We start from the raw sequence: 19171 nt of genomic DNA on the forward strand, positions 1-19171 counted from the left end.
CCCTAGGATTTTTAAAAGGAAATTCATTATTTTTAGGGAGAAAAATATGGCGAAGTCTATTTATGATTTTGAGGTTATTGATATCAACGGAAAGTCTCAGTCTCTTAAACAATACGAGGGAAAAACTCTACTTATTGTCAATGTAGCTTCAAAGTGTGGCTTTACACCTCAGTACACAGAACTGGAGCAAATTTACAAAGAATACAAAGATCAGGGTCTCGAAATTCTTGCTTTTCCATGCAATCAGTTCGGAGCACAGGAACCAGGGGACGCAGAAGAAATTAAAAAGTTCTGTTCTCTCACATATGATGTAAGTTTCCCCCTCTTCGCGAAAGTAGACGTCAACGGCAAGAGCACGGCCCCTGTTTATTCTTATTTAAAAGAATCTCTTCCAGGAATTCTTGGCACCCAGGCCATCAAGTGGAATTTTACGAAATTCCTGGTTAATAAAGAAGGCCAGCCGGTGGAAAGATACGCTCCGAATGACAAACCAGGTGAAATTTTAAAAGATATTAAAAAGATTCTCTAATAAACAATATTTGAAAGATACTCATCAACAGCGTCGATGGTTTTAAAAATATGAAGACGCTTTGATGAGATCTTTTCCATTTCAAGCTCAGATTTTCCTGCCACAATTAACTCAACAGCAGGATTTAATTTCATCAAAAGTTTTTCAACATAATTTTGGAAATGCCCTTTTCCTAATTGCGCCAGCACATTAGTCGGCCCAAGAATGACAGTGCTTATTTCAAGTGCCTTTGCTACTTCACTAAGAGCTTCATAACTAATATCTGCTCCCAGGTATGTAAAAGGGAGTCCATAATGACTGCATAACAGTCCCATGATTCCCAGCTCGATATCCTGCATGTCTCCTTCCATTCCACTGATGAGAATATGCACTTTGCTTTTTTCTTTGGCCGGTGAATGAAATAAATGATGCCCTAAATGAAATCTTAAAAGTGAACGCAGGGCCTCTGCTTGGATCGAGGTGTACTCCCCTGAAGAAACACACTCCTGTTTTAAGCGGTAAAGAGGCAATAATATGTCCAGAGCAAAATCACGCGGCGAAAGTGTCTGCTTGAGCTTCGTGAGCTCCAGTGAAATGATGTCTAGTTTATAACTTTTTAAAGCAAAAGTTAAAATGGCCATTGACTGTGAAGAGTCAATTGATGGCTTCGCTTCGTTGACTAAATTGAAATCCCCCTGCTCAAGACTTGCCTCAGACCTACCCAGGTCAATGAGTAATTCTTTGAGTTCTGGAATGGATAAAGGGGCCACTTTTGAAATAGTGTAGCCAAGCAAACACAATTCACTTAAAAGCTGCAGCTTTTCAACATCTGTCTTTGAATAGGTCCTGTGCCCCGAGGCATCACGGATGGGCACAAGCGCCTTATAGCGCTTTTCCCAGGCCCTGATTGTATGGACACCAACCCCCGAGAGCTTAGACGCCATTTGAATAGTGTAAGTAGTACTGACCAATTTAATTCCTTCGCGTCTAGAAAATGTCGAACTCAATTATAACATCGTCCTTCTAGTAAAAATATAACATAAAACTATAATGATCTAAGAAACTGCACAAGAATTGTTTAAAGAACTACAAAAAGAACTTTCGAAGAGGAGATAAAGATGAAAATACTAATCACCGGTGCCACAGGCTTTGTCGGGACGAGACTAAGCGAGAAGCTCCTTAATGAAGGGCACGAGCTGCATATCCTCTCACGAAATACCTCCCACCTGCCCCCTGTTTTTAATCACCCAAATGTAAAGGCCTTCTCATGGCAAGACACTTCAACACCTCCCCCAGTTGAAAGCATCTCCGGAATAAATGGAGTGATCAACCTAATGGGTGAAAACATCGCGGCAAAACGCTGGAGTGATGAGCAAAAAAAGAAACTCCACTCATCACGGGTCGAGTCAACAATCCAGTTAACAAGCGTCATTAACCAGAACCGTAGCACCCCATTGGACTTTTTTATTTCATCCTCTGCTGTAGGAATTTACCCCGTTAACACTAACGAAGCTCTTACAGAGGATTCAAAGCTGGCCAACAACTTCCTGGCCTCCCTTTGCAAAGACTGGGAAGCCGCCGCCCATACGTTGAAAAATTGCAAGCGCACAGTTATTGTCCGCACGGCCGTCGTCCTTGAAGCTCACGGAGGTGCCCTGGCAAAAATGCTTCCTCCCTTCAAACTAGGCCTGGGAGGCCCTATCGGAACGGGCGATCACGTCATGAGTTGGATTCATCTTGATGACCTTGTGGACCTCTATGTAAAGGCCGCCGCAGACGATCGCTATAGTGGCATCTATAATGGCTCTACTTCTCACCCGGTCGATAATTTTCATTTCACCAAGGCCCTGGGCGATGCTCTTCATAGGCCGACACTAATACCAGTTCCGGCGGCTGCACTTAAAATTGCTTTCGGAGAGATGTCTTCTGTTATTTTGGACTCACAGGCCGTGGTTTCAAAAAGGCTTCCTGAGGCAGGCTTTACTTTCCAATACCCGACAATAGAAGCGGCCTTTGCAAAAATGTTCGACAAAAAGTAGAAATAAAAATGAAAAAGTCCCTTGTTTGGTTAAGACGCGATTTAAGACTTCATGATCACTACGCTCTTTCGGAGTCACTGAAGAATTCAGATGAGACTTATGTTGCTTTTATTTTTGATAGCAATATTCTGGAAAAACTTCACAACAAAAATGACTCCAGAGTCACTTTCATTATGGACTCGCTAAAAGAGATTGAATCCGTTTTAAACAAACACGGCTCAAGCCTCATTGTCCGCTACGGAAATCCAGTAGAGGAAATTCCCAAAATTATCGAAGATTTTAAAATTGAGGCCCTGTTTTTCAACCGCGACTATGAGCCTTACGCCAAAGAGCGAGATCAAAAAGTAGAAAAAGACTTATTCAAAAAAGGCATCCACGTTTTTAATTATAAAGATCATGTCTTTTTCGAGAAAAAAGAGGTGCTCAACGGTCAGCAGGAAATTTATAAAGTTTTTACTCCTTATAAAAATAAATGGCTGGAGATTTTTCACGCTCAAGAATCCCGCGTCCCGGAATATAAAGGCGACTTAAAAAAACTGGCCCCTTATAAAAACTCCAAGAACATTCTGGAACATAACTGGTACTACGATATTTGTTTTGTGGAAACTGAATCCGCTTTAAAAGGTGGAGCACTGGAAGCACAAAGACGTCTTAAAGATTTTAAAAACCGCATTGAAGATTATAAAACGGCAAGAGATGTTCCTTCTATTGACGGAACTTCTCTTTTGTCACCCTACATTCGCATGGGCAATCTTTCTATCCGCGATATGATCCGGGCCTCTATAGAAAAAAAATCCGAAGGCCATCAAACCTGGCTTTCAGAAATTATCTGGCGCGATTTCTATCAGATGATCCTCGACGCTTACCCTGGAGTAGACACTCACTGCTTTAGAACCGAGTATGATCAAATCAAGTGGTTAGGAAAAAAAGAAGATTTTGAAAAATGGTGTAATGGAGAAACCGGTTACCCGTTAGTCGATGCGGCCATGAGGTGTTTAAACACCACCGGAATGATGCATAATCGATTGCGTATGGTTGTGGCCTCATTTTTAACTAAAACTCTTTTAATCGACTGGCGATGGGGTGAGCGATACTTCGCTGAAAAACTTCTCGATTACGACATGGCGGCCAACAATGGAGGTTGGCAATGGAGTGCTTCAACAGGTGTCGATGCCCAGCCTTACTTCAGGATCTTTAATCCTTATAACCAATCTGAAAAATTTGATCCTAAAGGTGATTACATCAAAATGTGGTGTCCGGAGCTTGCTGGGTTTTCCAGCAAAACAATCCATCACCCGCACGATTCTACTCCACTGGAACAGGCCGCAGCTGGATGTTTTGTTGGCAAAGATTATCCTCACCCAATCGTTGCCTATAAAGAGCAACGAGAACGTGCACTCTCGATGTATAAAGCGGTAAAATAATCTTAAGATTAAGAAGCTTCAGTCACTGCCGATGAGCCGTTAGAAACAGGCACACCAAACTTCTCACCATCTTTGATAATGGTTTTAGGCAGAACCGCGGTGTTAGGAGCAACCACTGCTTTTTCTCCGATAGTTACACCACCAAGGATTTTTGCTGAAAGACCAATCATCGCTCCACGCTTGATGTGAAGTTTATCGATAATAAGAAATCCTTTCATCCCGTAGTGGGCCATCATGTAAGCAGAGCCACCAATCGTTACGTAGTCGCCTAATTTAATTAAACATGGGTCTGAAATATTTGAAGAGTTAATCATAACTCCTTTTCCAATCTTCATTCCCATCATTTTGAAAAATAGAATATTTAAAGGAGAAGGTGTTAAGAAATCTAAAACCGTGTAACGAACCAGGTAAGTTAAAGCGTTGTGATAGAACCATGGAATAGATTCAATCGAAAACCACGCACCCCTGTATGACTTCACAAAAGGCAGGCATGGTAGGTTCATCAAAGGGACAATAAAAATTAAAGTGAAGATAAAACCAATAAAGGCCCCTCCTCCACAAAGTCCATAACAGAAAGCTTTTAAGACAAAGGGATAATTCACAACGACGTCTGAAGCCCACTGAAACAGCATAATTCCAGGAGTCAGTGCCACTGCGATACAGAAAATAAAAACAACGGCGATAGGAAGTAAAAACAGGACAAATCCTGCCGTTGAAAAGCGTCTAAACACATTTTCAATAATGGCCTGAAGCCCTTTTTTTGTCGAAGTGGCCGAGTTGATGTCCGCTTTGTCTTCGCGCACAGCTGATTTATTATTTTCCACTGAAGAATCCTTTCTTTTAATATAATTTCATTGTCTATAGTAAAAGATTGTTTGTAAACTACTGTGCAATGTCACTAAGAAAAAATATCGCCACAGCTAAAGAAATTTTGATTTTCTCCTTGCCAATTATCGCAGGTCAGATCGGACAAATGTTGTTTGGTGTAGGTGATATCATGGTGGCCGGGCGCTACTCCAGCCTGGCCGTAGCCTCTATAGGTGTGGCCGCGACGATTTTCTCCCCTTTCTTAATGATTGGCGTGGGGATCCTCCTTTGCACCGGACCTCTGGCCTCACAACTTAAAGGTGAAGGAAAAAAAGACCCAACTCTCCTTTTTAATGCTTATTATGTGAGTTTTTTTCTCTCACTCATTCTGAGCACGATTCTTTTTTTCGCCGATCTTTATATCGGTTACTTTAAACTGACTCCGGAAATTGTTCCTCATGTGATCACATTCCTGCAAATCACATCGATCTCACTTTTCCCGGCCTTTGTTTTTCAGGCAACAAAAGATTATTTACAGGCCCAGGGGCACACCTATGCGCCTAACGCGATTATTCTTTTCTACAATGTCGTTAACGTCTTTTTAAATATTTTCTTCATGTTTGGTTATGGCAGCTTTGGGGGCTTCGGCATCAAAGGAGCGGCCATCGCGACTCTACTGTGTCGCTTTCTTATGGCCATCACTGTTTTTATTTACATGAAGTCTGTGACTGAATTTAAAGCTCAACAGAACATGGAATCTATCAGAAAAATTTTAAAGCTCGGAACTCCGATTGCTTTTGCTCTTTTATGTGAAGTCTTGATTTTTTCTGTGGTCACTGTTTTAGTTGGTGGAATGAGCCTGGTGGCCGGAGCTGCTCAAAGCTTAGTTATCAATATAACCTCCCTGACCTTTATGGTTCCACTAGCACTTGGTGGCGCTATTTCAGTTTTAGTCGGTGAGCAATTTGGAAAAAAATCGCTTGAAGGAATTATCCGCTACAGCCTGGGCTCCATTACCCTTGTCTTGGTTCTTCAGGTTATCTTCGCCACCATTTATCTCTTAATTCCCAACCAGGTCATGGGATTGGCCACTTTAGATGAACCGGTTATTTTATACGGAAGCGCACTTTTATTCTGGGTAGGAATTTTTCAAATCCCGGATGGTGTGCAGGTGGTTTTATCGGGTGTCATGAGAGGGCTTAACGAAACTAAAATACCGATGATCTTGGGACTTATTTCCTACTGGGTAATCGGTCTTCCAATTGGAGCATACCTTGCCTACAAAAATGGCATGGAGGCACGCGGCCTTTGGATCGGTCTTGCGATCGGTCTGACATGTATGTGTGTTTTCCTGATTGCTTTCTACCGCAATAGAATTAGAAAGCTACGTCTGACAATTCAAAATTAATCGCTTTCTTTGAAAGTGGATCAGTGAATTTTAGCTGGTAGGCCATCAAACGGATACCTTCACTATTTTTATTTCCTGTTCCGTATTTTGGATCGCCTAAAACCGGATAACCCAGCTCTTCGAAGTGACGCCTGATCTGGTGGAGTCTTCCCGTATGAATTTGCACTAAAAGAATCGCCGTGTGCTCTTTTTGTTCCAGGATAGTAAACGTAGTGTAAGCATTTTTCCCATCAATCTGGAATTTAATTTCGCCGCCTGATGGGTATCTTTTTTGGATATTTCCTACGACTTCAACTTTATAAAATTTTTCGACGTCACTATTTTGCCACAACTTTGAAAGTGAGCCGGCCGCATGATGAGTGTAAGCAAAAACCATCAGTCCGTGTGCTTCGCGGTCCAATCTGTGAATCAGGTAAGCTTTCCCTTTGGCCTTCTCAACTTGTCTTAAAATACTGCAATGATCACCAAAGTCTGTCCCCTGAGAAAGAAGACCTGGTGGCTTGTACCAAATCCCCCATTCTTTCTGTGCTAAAACTTCGCGCGACTCTGGAACTTCTAAAGAAAGGTAACGAGGATCAAAAAAGAATTCTACATGGGATTCATTAGTGAGCTCAGCTGTCGCTCTTCTGGTTCTTAATCTCTTTGAGTTGTTGAGTTTTCTTAACCAGACTCCGCCGTTATTGAGAACTTTCTTTAAAACACTCTTTGAAAGTTTGGTGTGTTTTTCCAGGAAGTCGATCATGACAAGAGGGTCGCCCTCTTTCACACTTTTTTTAACGGTAAATGGTCTGCTGGTTTGTTCTGTCACTGTCGTCCCAAAAATAAAAAGGCCCATATAGTATATGGGCCCTTTTTAACGCATTTTTATAGAAATGACTAGTTGTTCATTAGAGCACGGTAAGCATCTACACGCCCGCCAGACAGTGAAGAAGACTTTAGTTTAGTCGTCTGAGTTGACGTTCTAATCAGTCTTTCTCTGATTTCAGCAGGTGTAAGTCCCGGTTCTTTTGAAAGAAGAAGCCCTACAACCCCAGAAACGTGTGGAGTGGCCATCGAAGTTCCTGAAAGGTTAGCGTATGAGCCTTTGTAAGTTGAAAGGATCGTCGAGCCTGGAGCTGTTACGTGAACAGTCTTTAGCCCGTAGTTAGAGAAACTTGATCTCGCTCCAGCAGATGTATAAGACCCTACTGAAATGACGTTTGAAACGTCGTAGTTTGCCGGGTAGCTTGGAGTTGAATCGTTATTGTTTGACTCATTTCCTGCTGCCGCAACAAAAGTAATGCCCGCTTGCTCAGCTGCTGTGATTGCATCAAGAAGTGATTGTTCTTTATCTCCACCACCCCATGAGTTCGACATAACATTTACGCCTCTTTTAATAGCGTAGTCGATAGCTGCGATAGCATCGATTGTTTCTCCAGAACCTTTGTCTGAAAGAAATTTAATCCCTACGATTTTTACGTTGGCCATCACACCCGCAACACCGATGTTGTTGTGGCTGGCACCGATAACACCTGCACAGTGAGTCCCGTGTCCATGTCCATCGGCCGGGTCACCGTCTTTATTAGCGAAATCGTATCCGTAAATATCATCGACGTACCCGTTTCCGTCATCATCAACACCCGGTTTTCCGTTAAGCTCAGCAAGGTTAACGTCCATTTGAGCTTTTAAATCTGGGTGAGTGTATTCAACACCTGTATCGATAACTGCGATCTTGATTGTCTTATCGCCTGTTGCACCTTTTGTGATGTCCCATGCCTTCATCGCATTGATATCTTCACCAGCAACACCCGGAGAGAAGATCCCGCCATTTTTACCGTTGTTAGAGAGACCCCATTGCTTAGAAAAAGAGGCGTCCTTTGGAGCTTCCCCTTTTACACTCTCAAGCGAAATAATGTAGTTCGGCTCGATGTATTCGATGTCCGGGTTGTTAGCAAGTGTCTGCATCGCTTTATCTGAGAGACCTTGATTAGTTTCCAGGCGAGCAAATGTTCCAAATCCTGTATCAGCAGTTTTTGTCACTTGTCCGTAAGTTGAGATCGCTTTGCTTGATAAAAAGTTTGAACCTTTTTTAACTTTTACGATGTAACCGTTAAATGGTGTCGCGTGAGCAGAGAAAGAGAAAACGAGCGAGAATAATGAAACAACTAAAAGTTTCGAATTCATATATCATCCTTGATTTATGTTTGTATTTTATGGTCGCAATGATTGAAACTGATTAGCAATAGATCACTTGCGAATGAAAGTTTTTGTTAGCTGGTGTAAATAAATTGACGGAGCCTCTTTTCTGACGAAAAAACTCCGGCGTTTGAATGATTTTTATTGTCTAAAGAGAGCAGAACTTTGTGACAGTCATCTTCTTTGAAGCAGGCGTGCGTTTGAAGTTTACTGTAACTTTTGGATTGGTCGTGAACGAAAGGAACTCAACCTTAGAAACATCCCAGTCCGTGGCCTTCTTAGCTGCTTGAGCATAAGTAAAACCACCAGAAATAAAGTTATCCTCCTCGAGAAAGACGACTTCTGTTCCTGCTTTTGGCGCAGTGATTTGCAGCTTTAGTCCATCGGGACTGAAAACGAAATCAGTCTTCTCTCCACCAATAGTCTCACTAAAACGGCATTCATATTCTTTGGATGCTACCACGCGCTCTTTATGAGGAGTCGTCGTTGCACATCCACCTAAAAGCATCAGGACCACTAAATTTGAAGCTATAAAATATTTTTTCACCTAAAACTCCTTAAAAGGACTTGGTTTCTTATCGAATACCTGATCAAAAAACTTTAATACTTTAATGTTTTTGTCAGACTTTCCGATAAGTATCTAGATTTCGTCTATTTTTATTAATGAGAACCATTCTCATAGGTGTGAAAATGAAATTAAAAGCTTTTGTTTTTGTCCTGTTACTGGCCCTTTTTAACTCTCTTCCAACCTCGGTCCATGCCGAAGATTGTATGAAGATCATCAAGTCCATGCTCCCTAAGATGGACGCCCAGGTGGCCAAGACTATCGATCTCGATAGTCACTTGAACCACAGAAACTTCATCGCTCAGTTTGCAAAGAAAAACAAAATCCCGGTCTTTTTCAAACAAAATGACCAAGGGGTGGATGTTCCGGTGATCCTGCTCAATGCCCAGAGCGGCCCAAAACTTCAGGCCTATTTGGAAAACAGCTTCGGGACTCAGGTCGCGCTTCAAAAAGACTGGAATAACGACCACGGTCTTCTGCGCGCTGGTAACTACATTATCGATCTCGACACTCCAGGAGCGCGCGGGTTCGGTGAAATTGAAGAAACAGGTCTGGCATGGAAAAACCTTCAGACTTATCTGACGAGAAGAACCATCGGATCGAGCCCGACATTAGAAGTGTCATATCTTCTTACTCCCAACGAAAAGAGTGTCATCGACTACTACCAGAAAGTCAGACGTGCTGCTCTTTTTAGAGTTAAGTTTACTTTCGGAGGTCACGATGGACCTGACTACCCTAACCTTTTAAAGGGCGGTGGTGAGCACTGTTTTATTTTCTGTAAAGCACAGTCGGTTTACTCTCACGTCTCAGAAATCAAAACAAGACTAAGTGCTCTGGGAATTAAAAATCCAGACAAGACTTTAGAAGACGCCAAAATCCAGAAGGCCATCGCTCAGGTGCAGACGCTGATTAATGAAACAGACCCAACAGATCTTCACTCTGAAATGCTGGCAGATAAAAAGACACTTGCTCTTTTTAGCAGCATCTATCCAAAAGAATTAAAAAATGACCAGAAGAAACTGGAAATGATCAATTGGTTAGTCTCTTATGACAGCTCGAAGAGATATGGTGAAGTTCTCGATGGTCTGGGAGTCACTGGAGACTACGGTATTGATGATGCCATCAATAAGCGCGCCAGTGCGATCTTCGTTTACGATGAAGGCGCTGACCCTGCAGCTTTTAACAACGCAAACTATAGCAACTTCGGTAAATTTGTAAGCTGGCCTGCAACTAAACAATACCCTGTGGATTAGAAAATATGAAAAATAAAATGCAGACTTTATTCTTTTTATTTGCGCTGCTCTTTTCGTTTAACGTCTATGCTGATCCGTGTACGGATTTAGTCAAGGCCTTAATCGCCAAACAAGACATGCCGGGAATGGAAAAGACCGGTGAACTTGTCGGACGTTTAAAAAAATTCGCCGATGCCAATAAACTTCCCTATCAGATCCTGGAAGTTGGTCCGGCAGAAAGGCGAGTGCAAAAACTCTTTGTTGCCCTGGACATGACAGACGATGCACTGGTGGCGAAATACTTAAAAGAGTTCAATCTCGACAGTGCTGATAAACCGACACTCGCTTTAGAGTTTGGTTTTGAAGTTCCAAACGAATACGTTTCCGGAGTCCTTCGTACATCTGCCGATCCGAAGGCGCAGATTTATCGTTGGGGTAAACTAGACCTCACTCGCGATGAATGGGCCAAAGAATGGATGATCAAAGGTGGATTCAACCGCTACCCGGAAAGAGAACATAACCCGGTTTGGGGTTACTCTCACCTTATCCAGTTAAAACCTGATGAAGCAAAAAACGTAAAACACTTTTTGAAAAATCCAGAAGAGCGCGGTCCATGTAAATCAGACAACTGCGTGGCCTGGACAGCAAGTATCGAATTAGGAAAAACTAAAACTGGTGCCACAGATGAAGAGCGCAAGTACCTCTTTAACGAGCTGGGTGTTTCACGTTCATCGGCCCACTATGAAATCGGTCGTCGCCTGATGCACGCTGCGAGTGAGCGTCACTCGGGTGTGGTTGTCTTTGTAAACGGTAAAGAAGGAACGGCCGCTTTTAAGAAAAACTTAGCGGGCCTTCTGCCACCAGAACCGCAAATCCCTTACTCAAACATCATCAAGGGATTAGGTCACGATCCAAAAGGTGAACTGATGCAAGCTGTGGGAAAACTTCCTGACGGCGCACGCATCTTCTTCCCTATCGCGGCCGGAGCATCTCCAGAAGCGATGAGTGCCTTGATTCAAGCGGCACCAAAACTTAAAAAAGGTTTTGAAATTTCTTTATTAGTTAACGGGATCAACGAGTCGACTTTAAGAAAAGGGGCCGAGCTTGCTGATGGAAAAATCCGCTTTAAGTCTTTCTTCGTGGGATCGAACATGAGAAAGCTTCACGGCGAAGGTTATGTTAAATATGTACCGGGTTACTTAAGTGACTTTCCTCGCTATATGAAAGATCCGACAATGAAAGATTTTAAATACGACGCTATCGTTGTACGTGTCTCTCCTGCGGATAAAAACGGGAACCACTCTCTTGGGCCTAACCACGATATGATCCATGCGATCTTAGAAGGTAACCCAAAAGTAAAAATCATTGCCGAAATCAATGAGAACGTTCCTTTTACAACGGGTGATAACATCATTCATACCAGCCAGATTACGGCTTCGTTTAAAAGTAAAGCTGCTCTTGCCGGACCTCCAGTTGTTCCATTCACGAACGTTGAAAAACGCATTGGTGAAGAGCTTGGTGGTTTAATTGACAGTGGCTCTACTCTGCAAATTGGTATTGGTAACATTTTCGGCGGACTTCCTGATGGTCTTCAAAATGCCGGGAAGAAAAACCTGAAAATCTCTACCGAGATGTTTGGTGATAGTTTAAAAGACATTATGGAGCGCGGGATTGCTAAAAAAGCAGAAACCGGATTCGCTTATGGTTCTGAGGATCTTTATAAGTGGCTTAATAAAAATAAGTCCGTAAAGTTTGTCACAACTGAAGCAGTAAACTCTCCAGCAAATATTCAAAACACGGATAAGTTCCACGCAGTCAACACTGCTCTACAAGTCCGCTTAACCGGAGATGTGAACGCTGAGTTTGGGCCGGAAGGACGACTTTCAAGCCCAGGTGGACAAGTGGAGTTTATGTCAGGGGCCGCAAGAAGTAATGGTGGTAAATCAATTATCGCCATCAGATCGACGGCGAAAAATGGAGAGCTTTCAAGTATCGTTCTCGATCTTTATAACGGACACGTAACGACACCTGCAGAAAGTGTTCACTATGTAGTTACTGAATACGGAACTGCGGTTTTAAAAGGCCGCACGACTGGTGATAGAGCGGTGGCGTTGATTAACGTTGCCCACCCTAAATTCAGGGAAGCTCTTCGCGATGAAGCTCTGGAGAAAAACATTATCTCTCCTGCTGAAGCCAGCGAGATTATCCTGGATGCTCCAGTGGTTGCTGACTTTGTTGTCCGCCCTTACCAAGGTCGTGCGATTGCCAGCCATCAGGAAGGATTCTTCGAGCGCATTTGGAACGCGATTAATATTAACTTTTTTCATGTTTTTAAAATTTACTCACACTAGTAATAAATGAAAAACTTAGTTTTTTTATTCGTTCTTCTTTTTTCTCTTAACACCTACGCCGATCCTTGTATGGATCTGGTTAAGGCGTTAATTGCCAAGAAAAAAGATATGCCGTCGCTGGAACACACCAGTGAACTGGTGAAGCGTTTAAAAAACTTTGCTGATGAAAACGCGCTTCCTTACCAAATCCTGGAAGTCGGGCCCAGCAATCGTAAAGTGCAAAAACTCTTCGTCGGTCTGGATGCGACCGACGAAGCTTTAGTTGAGCGCTACCTAAAAGAATTTAATCTCGAGGACACTAAAAAACCAACACTCGCACTAGAGTTTGGTTTTGAAGTTCCAGATGAGTATGTTTCCGGTGTCCTTAGGACATCATCAGATCCAGACGCACCTATTTACCGTTGGGGTGAACAAGACATTCCACGACGTGAATGGGTCCGCGATTGGATGATCCAGGGTGGTGGTGATTACAAAGGTAAAACTGATCACCCTGAACGCTTAAAAAATCCCGTTTGGGGTTACTCGCACTTAATTCAGCTCTCCCCTGATGAAGGAAAGAACGTTAAAGTCTTCCTGAAAAAACCAGGAGAGCGCGGGCCATGTAAATCAGACAACTGTATTGCCTGGACGACTGGGATTGAACTAGGAGTCACGAAAAAAACCGCGACTGATGAAGAGCGCAAGTATCTCTTTAATGAGCTGGGTGTTTCACGCTCCTCTGCTCACTATGAAATTGGCCGCCGTCTTATGCACGCTGCAAACGAAAGACACTCAGGTGTCGTTGTTTTCTTAAACGGACAAAAAGGTCTAACCGCTTTCAATAAGACACTGCCAAAGTTTCTTCCACCGGAACCACAGATCCCCTATACTAACATCATCAAAGGTCTGGGGCACGATCCAAACGGTGAATTGATGACAGCGCTAAAAGTTGTCCCTGATGGAAGCAGGATTTTCTTTCCGATTGCGGCCGGAGCTTCTCCAGAAGCGATGAGTGCGCTTATTCAAAAAGCGGCCGGGCTAAAAAAAGGTTTCGACATTTCTATTTTAGTTAACGGGATTAACGAATCAACACTTCGTCAGGGAGCTGAGCTTGCTGACGGAAAAATCCGCTTCAACTCTTTTTTCGTTGGCTCAAATATGAGAAAGCTTCACGGAGAAGGAAAAGTTAAATACATCCCGGGATACTTAAGTGACTTCCCTCGTTTTATCCGCGACCCAAATATGAAAGACTTTAAGTACGACGCCATCGTCGTGCGCGTCTCTCCTGCTGATAAAAACGGAAACCACTCTCTTGGGCCTAACCACGATATGATCCACGCGATCTTAGAAGGAAACCCGAAAGTAAAAATCATTGCTGAAATCAATGAGAACATTCCTTTTACGACCGGTGATAACATTATCCATAAAAGTAAAATCGCCGGAAGTTTCAAAAGTACTGCGAAACTCGCTGGCCCTCCGGTTGTTCCTTTAACTGATGTAGAAAAGAAGATCGGTCTTTATTTAGGAAAACTTATCGACAGCGACTCCACCCTGCAAATCGGTATCGGAAATATCTTCGGTGGGATTGCTGACGGATTACAAAAAGCTAAAAAGAAAAATCTTTTTATCTCCAGTGAGATGTTTGGAGATAGCTTAAAAGACATTATGGAACGAGGGATTGCCGCCAAAGCGGAAACCGGATTTGCTTATGGTTCAGATGATCTCTATAAATGGCTGCACAAAAATAAAGCGGTGAAGTTTGTTTCCACTGAAGTGGTGAACTCTCCGGCCAATGTTCAAAATAAAGAGAAATTCCATGCGGTGAACACTGCCCTACAAGTTCGTTTAACCGGGGATGTAAACGCAGAGATGGGGCCTGAAGGTCGCCTTTCAAGTCCAGGTGGACAAGTTGAATTCATGTCTGGCGCTGCCCGCAGTATCGGTGGGAAATCAATTATCGCCATTAGATCAACGGCCAAAAAAGGCGAAATGTCTTCGATCGTTTTAGATTTATATGATGGTCACGTGACAACCCCGGCCGAAAGCGTTCAGTTCGTTGTTACTGAATACGGTGTCGCCACGCTTAGAGGAAAAACCACTAGCGAGCGCGCCATTGAACTCATCAACGTCGCTCACCCAAAATTCAGAGAAGAGCTTCGCGATGAGGCCATTGAGAGAAACATTATCTCCCCTGCTGATGCCAATGATATTAAACTTGATGTGCCGGAAATTGCTGATCACCCAGTGATCATGCAGGGACGAGCTATTGCGAGTGAGAAACCAGGCCTTCTTGAAAGCATCAGTGCCTGGTTCTCGTCAATTTTTCTTAATATCTCCACACTGCACTTGCCCAGGTAAACCCTGAACCAAAAGCGGCGCTGGCCACAAGCATTCCTTTTTTCAGGACACCTGCTTTAATTGCATCATTCATTCCCAATGGGATAGTCGCTGCAGTTGTATTCCCGTAGCTTTGAATCGTATTAAAAACTTTCGACTCCGGGATATTGAGCATCTCTGCTACTTTTGAATTGATTCTCAGGTTGGCCTGATGAAAAAGGAAAACATCGACATCGTTTAATGTCACACCCGCTTCTTTACAAGAATGCACTAAACACTCTGCCATTCTCTTTGTTGCATGAACGAAAACGGTCTTACCATTCATTTGAGGGAAGTGTTGACCTTCTTCCAGCATATGGTGATTAATTCTATCTTTTCCAAGAGCATTTCCAGGAGCTGGAATCCAAAGTTCTTTTGCGTAAGCTCCATCAGCATATAAATGCGTGGTCATAATGCGCGAGTCTGTTTTGTCATTAGTCAGGTCTTTTCTTGAAACAACAACTGCTCCTGCCCCGTCACCGAATAAAACCGCAACGTTTCTGCCGTTAGGAGTTTTATCAAGTCCCTTGGAGTGAACTTCTGCCCCAACAACTAAAATATTTTTGTGTGATCCACTTAGGATAAATTTATCAGCGATACTTAGGCCGTAAATAAAACCGGTGCACTGCTGGCGAATATCGAGCACAGCAATCTCAGGCAGGTCTAGTTTTGCTTGAAGAAAACACCCTGTCCCCGGGAAATCATGATCAGGGCTTAGAGTGGCGAAGATAATCATATCGATGTCTTTTTTATCAAGACCAGCATTCTTAATGGCCTCAAGGCTCGCGTGAACTGCAAGATCCGATGTAGAAACATCCGCATCAACCCAACGGCGCTCTACAATCCCCGTTCTTTGCTGAATCCATTCGTCTGATGTGTCCATCATTTTTTCCAAATCAAAGTTCGTGTAAACTTTTGGCGGAACGTAAGAGCCGACACCCGTGATTTCACTTCTATATTTCATAAAAACCTCAATTCATTTAGACTAATTTTATTATTTTAATCCAATCCTAAAAATATTCAAACAATTCTCTGACGTAATAGCTCTGCCATCTATACTGGAGTCATTTCCTCCAATGAAAAAAGGTTGTCAAAGCACTCTAGTATTACGACAATAAAAATACATTAAATACAAAAGCGAATCTGTCTAAATACTTTTAAAAGGATGTAGAATTATGAAGACGATGCTAGCGCTCCCGCTTGTTCTTTGGGCCATTAATGCTACTGCAAGTGTAAGCTATTATCCCGAGTCAACTGTTGCGAAGTTTACTAATCAGAAAACTTCTCAAACTGATCTGCGCAATGAAATTTTTAATCTGTCTGAAAAAATTCACATCAAGAATGAAGGCACAAGTGACACTTTAAGTGACTCTTGTCCTGATGAAAGTGATTGCAGTGAACAAAGAAAAGACATGACTTATCAAGAGGCCAGAGAACTGATGTTCGGCGATCTTTTTTTAGTCACTCATGGAAATAAAAAATACTCGGTTAAAGAAGTCTACTGCAACATCGAAGTTGACCAGACTCAAGGTGTAGGTCCGGGAAAAATCCCTAATCCCAATGTAATTAATTGTGAACACACCTGGCCTCAGAGTAAGTTCTCTAAACAATTTCCTTCAGAGCTTCAAAAGACCGACCTGCACCATCTATTTCCAGTGGACATGAAGGCCAACTCAACAAGAAGCAACAACCCTTTTGCTGAAGTTGATGGAAAGGCCACTCATAGCAATTGCCAGGACTCAATGATCGGAAATGCGATCGGTACAAGTATCAGATCGTTTGAGCCGCCTATTGAACACCGTGGAAATGTAGCGAGAGCTCTTTATTATTTCTCTACAAGATATAAAATGAATATTGATGCCACTCAGGCAAAATACTTAAAAAAATGGAATGCAGAAGATCCGGTGGATGAAGCTGAGATGAAGCGCAATGAAAAGATCATGCAGCTTCAGGGAAACAGAAACCCGTTCGTCGATTACCCGGAACTTGTTAATCGCTTGTAATAAATTATGAAATATTTCCCTTACCTCTTTCTTCTCCTTGTCGTCGCCTGTAGCTCGACCGAAGAAAAAACTGAACCTAAAACTTATTCTGATGAAACTAACCGCGCTTTTTTACAAATTGAGCGCGGTGATTCTTATTACATGAAAAGGCCGGCCAAAAGCACTCCGCCACCTCAGGTGAAGTCTCCTCATCAAACGCGTCAGGCAACTCGTCCGGTTTACCGCGAAGATGTGAGGCCGGCCGAGATCGTGGTGAAACCTGCCAGACGTGAAGAAAAACCTTCAAGAGAAGAAATCGTCATTGACGAAAAAATCAATTATCAGGAACCACAAAAGGAAAAATCGATTACGACGATAATCCCGAAGTCTCAACCTAAAACAAAAAAAAGTGCTCAGATGGATGAGCGCCTGATTGAGATCAACCAGAACCTGGCCTTCTACTGTATGAAACACAGAAAGGACGCCCGTTTTGGAGACAGTGAAGAAAGGTGTATGAGTTTTGTAAACCAGTCTCTTGAGGACTGTCAGAAAGTTCACAAGACTCCGGATAAAAAACTCCTAAGCTGTATTCAAACGAAATTAAAGCGCAGGTAAAAATGATGGAACAATACAATTTAGATTACTCTTTTACGAGCGAAAGCCGTGCCTTTTGTCAGCAGTGTGATTTCTTAAAATCGCGTTGCCTATGTGACACTTTAAAAACGATTCCGAACAATATTCACTTAATCGTGCTTCAGCACCCGAGTGAAACCAAGCACCCGCTCAACACTGTTCGCATTATGAAGAAAAGTTTTAAAGAGATGACTGTGATGGTGGGAGAAGACTTCACTAATGATTTAAAGCTCAACACACTTCTTTGTGACCCGAAAAATAGGTGCGCTCTTCTCTATCCAGGTCAAGATGCAAAAGTCCTGGAGTCAACACCTGCAACTAATGAAGTCATCACTCACCTTTTACTGATTGATGGGACGTGGAGAAAAGCTAAAAAGATTTATCTCTCTTCACCTAATTTGCAAAAACTCCCGGCCATTAAGTTAGCTCCGGAAGAAAAATCAGATTACAGAATCAGAAAGGCTCCGGCGGAAAATGCTCTTTCAACACTAGAAGCAAGTGTTGAAGCTTTAAAAATACTAGAACCAAAACTAGATACAGCTTCGGCCGTCGCTTCATTTCAAAAGATGATTGACCTACAGATTCAGAAAATGGGCCGAGTGGTTTATCAGACCAATTATTTAGACAAAAAAAAGGAGTAACTCTCGTTACTCCTTTCTTATTTTTAATTTATTTAAAAATTATTTCGCTAGATAAGACTTACACCATCCACAGTTTGTTACGTACTTCATCCCCATCATTGTACATGGAGCGTATCCGCCTTCTGCTTTTTTCTCATTGTAGTACTTACAGTTTCCACAATTTTGTCCTGGCTTGTGTTTTGCGTTTGTCGAAGTTTTTCCATCTTCAACATACTCTAAACTCTTTGCCATTCCCTCTCCAACTTTCGCTACTTGCTTTCCAGCAGGAGGAGTTGTCGGGCATCCAGCAGCTTGAGCTTTAACACTCTTGAAGGCGAAAGGAACGATAGTGGCCGCAGCAAGCACCATTCCGAAAAACGAACGACGATTTAGGTTTTTGTCTTCCATATATATCTCCAAAATATTTATCAGTTCCACGCATTTTATCATGCATGGGAACTCAATTTCAAAGCTTATCGGCAGGAAATCCTAATTATTTTAAGTACTTATAGCCAAACTCTTGTTTCAGGCTCCAAACTAAAAAGTTTGGTGCAAAGCTTTAAAAAGTGTAACGCCTTTGGTATGAGAAGCGTCTAAAACACATTTTGAGGCCCCATGGAACAGATTAATCCAATTGAACCCAATGAATATTATTTTGAGACAACTCAAGATATTTTAATCGAAGTCTACCCTCATTACGTTCCTGAGCGCTCATCCCCAGAGAACAATCAGTACTTTTACGCTTATAAAATCAAAATCACGAACAACGGTGAAGTCGCTTGTCGCGTTATCCACCGCCACTGGAAGATCAAAGACGGAAACGGAAAAACGTATGACGTTCAAGGATCAGGTGTTGTTGGTGAGCAGCCAATGCTTAAATCAGGTGAATCTTTCGAATACACAAGCTTCTGTCCACTTCACTCTCCTTATGGGAATATGCGTGGGAAATACCAGATGATCGATGAATTCGGAAACCGCTTCTGGGTGACAGTTCCTGTTTTCTTCTTCAGACCTCCTCGCAACTTAAATGAAGAAGGCGAAACCGTTATTCAATAAAACCTTTTCAATTCGT

General features: G+C 42.5%; 18 protein-coding genes. 11 read left to right on the plus strand and 7 right to left on the minus strand.

Annotation, left to right across the window (positions count from 1 at the left end):
* Nucleotides 1-46: 46 nt before the first annotated feature.
* On the plus strand, nt 47-529 hold the full coding sequence (locus C0V70_RS11445; RefSeq protein ID WP_102243996.1) for a glutathione peroxidase: 483 nt from the start codon (nt 47-49) through the stop codon (nt 527-529).
* On the opposite strand, the gene C0V70_RS11450 is transcribed toward C0V70_RS11445, so the two are convergent.
* Nucleotides 526-1452, minus strand: coding sequence for a MerR family transcriptional regulator (locus tag C0V70_RS11450; RefSeq protein ID WP_102243997.1), 927 nt, complete (start codon nt 1450-1452; stop codon nt 526-528). The genes C0V70_RS11445 and C0V70_RS11450 overlap by 4 nt on opposite strands.
* 174 nt (nt 1453-1626) lie before the next feature.
* Between C0V70_RS11450 and C0V70_RS11455 the strand changes: the two genes are divergently transcribed.
* Nucleotides 1627-2547 carry a TIGR01777 family oxidoreductase gene (locus C0V70_RS11455; protein ID WP_102243998.1) on the plus strand — a complete coding sequence of 307 codons (921 nt, stop codon included), beginning with the start codon at nt 1627-1629 and terminating at the stop codon, nt 2545-2547.
* An 8-nt stretch (nt 2548-2555) separates the two neighbouring features.
* Entirely contained in the window at nt 2556-3971 is a 1416-nt protein-coding gene (locus tag C0V70_RS11460; RefSeq protein WP_102243999.1) for a cryptochrome/photolyase family protein, read from the plus strand.
* 8 nt (nt 3972-3979) lie between these two features.
* On the opposite strand, the gene C0V70_RS11465 is transcribed toward C0V70_RS11460, so the two are convergent.
* Nucleotides 3980-4795 carry a hypothetical protein gene (locus C0V70_RS11465; protein WP_102244000.1) on the minus strand — a complete coding sequence of 272 codons (816 nt, stop codon included), beginning with the start codon at nt 4793-4795 and terminating at the stop codon, nt 3980-3982.
* Nucleotides 4796-4863: 68 nt separating this feature from the next.
* Between C0V70_RS11465 and C0V70_RS11470 the strand changes: the two genes are divergently transcribed.
* Nucleotides 4864-6186: an MATE family efflux transporter gene (locus C0V70_RS11470; protein ID WP_102244001.1), complete on the plus strand. Its 1323-nt coding sequence runs from the start codon at nt 4864-4866 to the stop codon at nt 6184-6186.
* Here the strand turns inward: C0V70_RS11470 and C0V70_RS11475 are convergent.
* The 3 genes from C0V70_RS11475 to C0V70_RS11485 all read right to left on the minus strand — a co-directional run bounded on the left by C0V70_RS11475 (nt 6155) and on the right by C0V70_RS11485 (nt 8908).
* Entirely contained in the window at nt 6155-7021 is an 867-nt protein-coding gene (locus C0V70_RS11475; protein WP_102244002.1) for an RluA family pseudouridine synthase, read from the minus strand. The genes C0V70_RS11470 and C0V70_RS11475 overlap by 32 nt on opposite strands.
* A 41-nt stretch (nt 7022-7062) precedes the next feature.
* Nucleotides 7063-8349: a S8 family peptidase gene (locus tag C0V70_RS11480; protein WP_102244003.1), complete on the minus strand. Its 1287-nt coding sequence runs from the start codon at nt 8347-8349 to the stop codon at nt 7063-7065.
* Nucleotides 8350-8509: 160 nt separating this feature from the next.
* Nucleotides 8510-8908: a hypothetical protein gene (locus C0V70_RS11485; RefSeq protein WP_102244004.1), complete on the minus strand. Its 399-nt coding sequence runs from the start codon at nt 8906-8908 to the stop codon at nt 8510-8512.
* Nucleotides 8909-9051: 143 nt separating this feature from the next.
* On the opposite strand from C0V70_RS11485, the gene C0V70_RS11490 reads away from it, so the two are divergent.
* From C0V70_RS11490 to C0V70_RS11500, 3 genes are read left to right on the plus strand one after another with little or no spacing between them, the layout of a single operon-like run.
* Nucleotides 9052-10179 (plus strand): hypothetical protein, encoded by a 1128-nt coding sequence (locus tag C0V70_RS11490; protein WP_102244005.1) that lies wholly within the window; start codon nt 9052-9054, stop codon nt 10177-10179.
* A gap of 5 nt (nt 10180-10184) precedes the next feature.
* On the plus strand, nt 10185-12509 hold the full coding sequence (locus C0V70_RS11495; protein WP_102244006.1) for an acetyl-CoA hydrolase/transferase family protein: 2325 nt from the start codon (nt 10185-10187) through the stop codon (nt 12507-12509).
* Nucleotides 12510-12515: 6 nt separating this feature from the next.
* Complete coding sequence (locus C0V70_RS11500) at nt 12516-14846, plus strand: acetyl-CoA hydrolase/transferase family protein (RefSeq protein ID WP_102244007.1); 2331 nt, start codon at nt 12516-12518, stop codon at nt 14844-14846.
* Here C0V70_RS11500 and C0V70_RS11505 read toward each other — a convergent pair.
* A complete protein-coding gene (locus C0V70_RS11505) occupies nt 14815-15828 on the minus strand; it encodes a 3-oxoacyl-ACP synthase III family protein (RefSeq protein ID WP_102244008.1) in 1014 nt (337 codons plus the stop codon). The two genes, C0V70_RS11500 and C0V70_RS11505, sit on opposite strands and share 32 nt — an antisense overlap.
* A gap of 211 nt (nt 15829-16039) precedes the next feature.
* Between C0V70_RS11505 and C0V70_RS11510 the strand changes: the two genes are divergently transcribed.
* The 3 genes from C0V70_RS11510 to C0V70_RS11520 are packed head-to-tail and all read left to right on the plus strand — an operon-like array spanning nt 16040 to nt 18120.
* Nucleotides 16040-16867 carry an endonuclease I family protein gene (locus tag C0V70_RS11510; protein WP_102244009.1) on the plus strand — a complete coding sequence of 276 codons (828 nt, stop codon included), beginning with the start codon at nt 16040-16042 and terminating at the stop codon, nt 16865-16867.
* 6 nt (nt 16868-16873) lie between these two features.
* Complete coding sequence (locus C0V70_RS11515) at nt 16874-17461, plus strand: hypothetical protein (protein WP_102244010.1); 588 nt, start codon at nt 16874-16876, stop codon at nt 17459-17461.
* Nucleotides 17462-17463: 2 nt separating this feature from the next.
* Nucleotides 17464-18120, plus strand: a complete 657-nt coding sequence (locus C0V70_RS11520; protein ID WP_102244011.1) for a tRNA-uridine aminocarboxypropyltransferase — start codon at nt 17464-17466, stop codon at nt 18118-18120.
* Nucleotides 18121-18159: 39 nt separating this feature from the next.
* On the opposite strand, the gene C0V70_RS11525 is transcribed toward C0V70_RS11520, so the two are convergent.
* Entirely contained in the window at nt 18160-18507 is a 348-nt protein-coding gene (locus C0V70_RS11525) for a high-potential iron-sulfur protein (protein ID WP_158649655.1), read from the minus strand.
* A 207-nt stretch (nt 18508-18714) separates the two neighbouring features.
* Between C0V70_RS11525 and apaG the strand changes: the two genes are divergently transcribed.
* Entirely contained in the window at nt 18715-19155 is a 441-nt protein-coding gene (gene apaG / locus C0V70_RS11530; RefSeq protein ID WP_102244013.1) for a Co2+/Mg2+ efflux facilitator ApaG/CorD, read from the plus strand.
* Nucleotides 19156-19171 lie beyond the last annotated feature (16 nt).

Source organism: Bacteriovorax stolpii (assembly GCF_002872415.1).
Classification (GTDB): Bacteria; Bdellovibrionota; Bacteriovoracia; order Bacteriovoracales; family Bacteriovoracaceae; genus Bacteriovorax; species Bacteriovorax stolpii.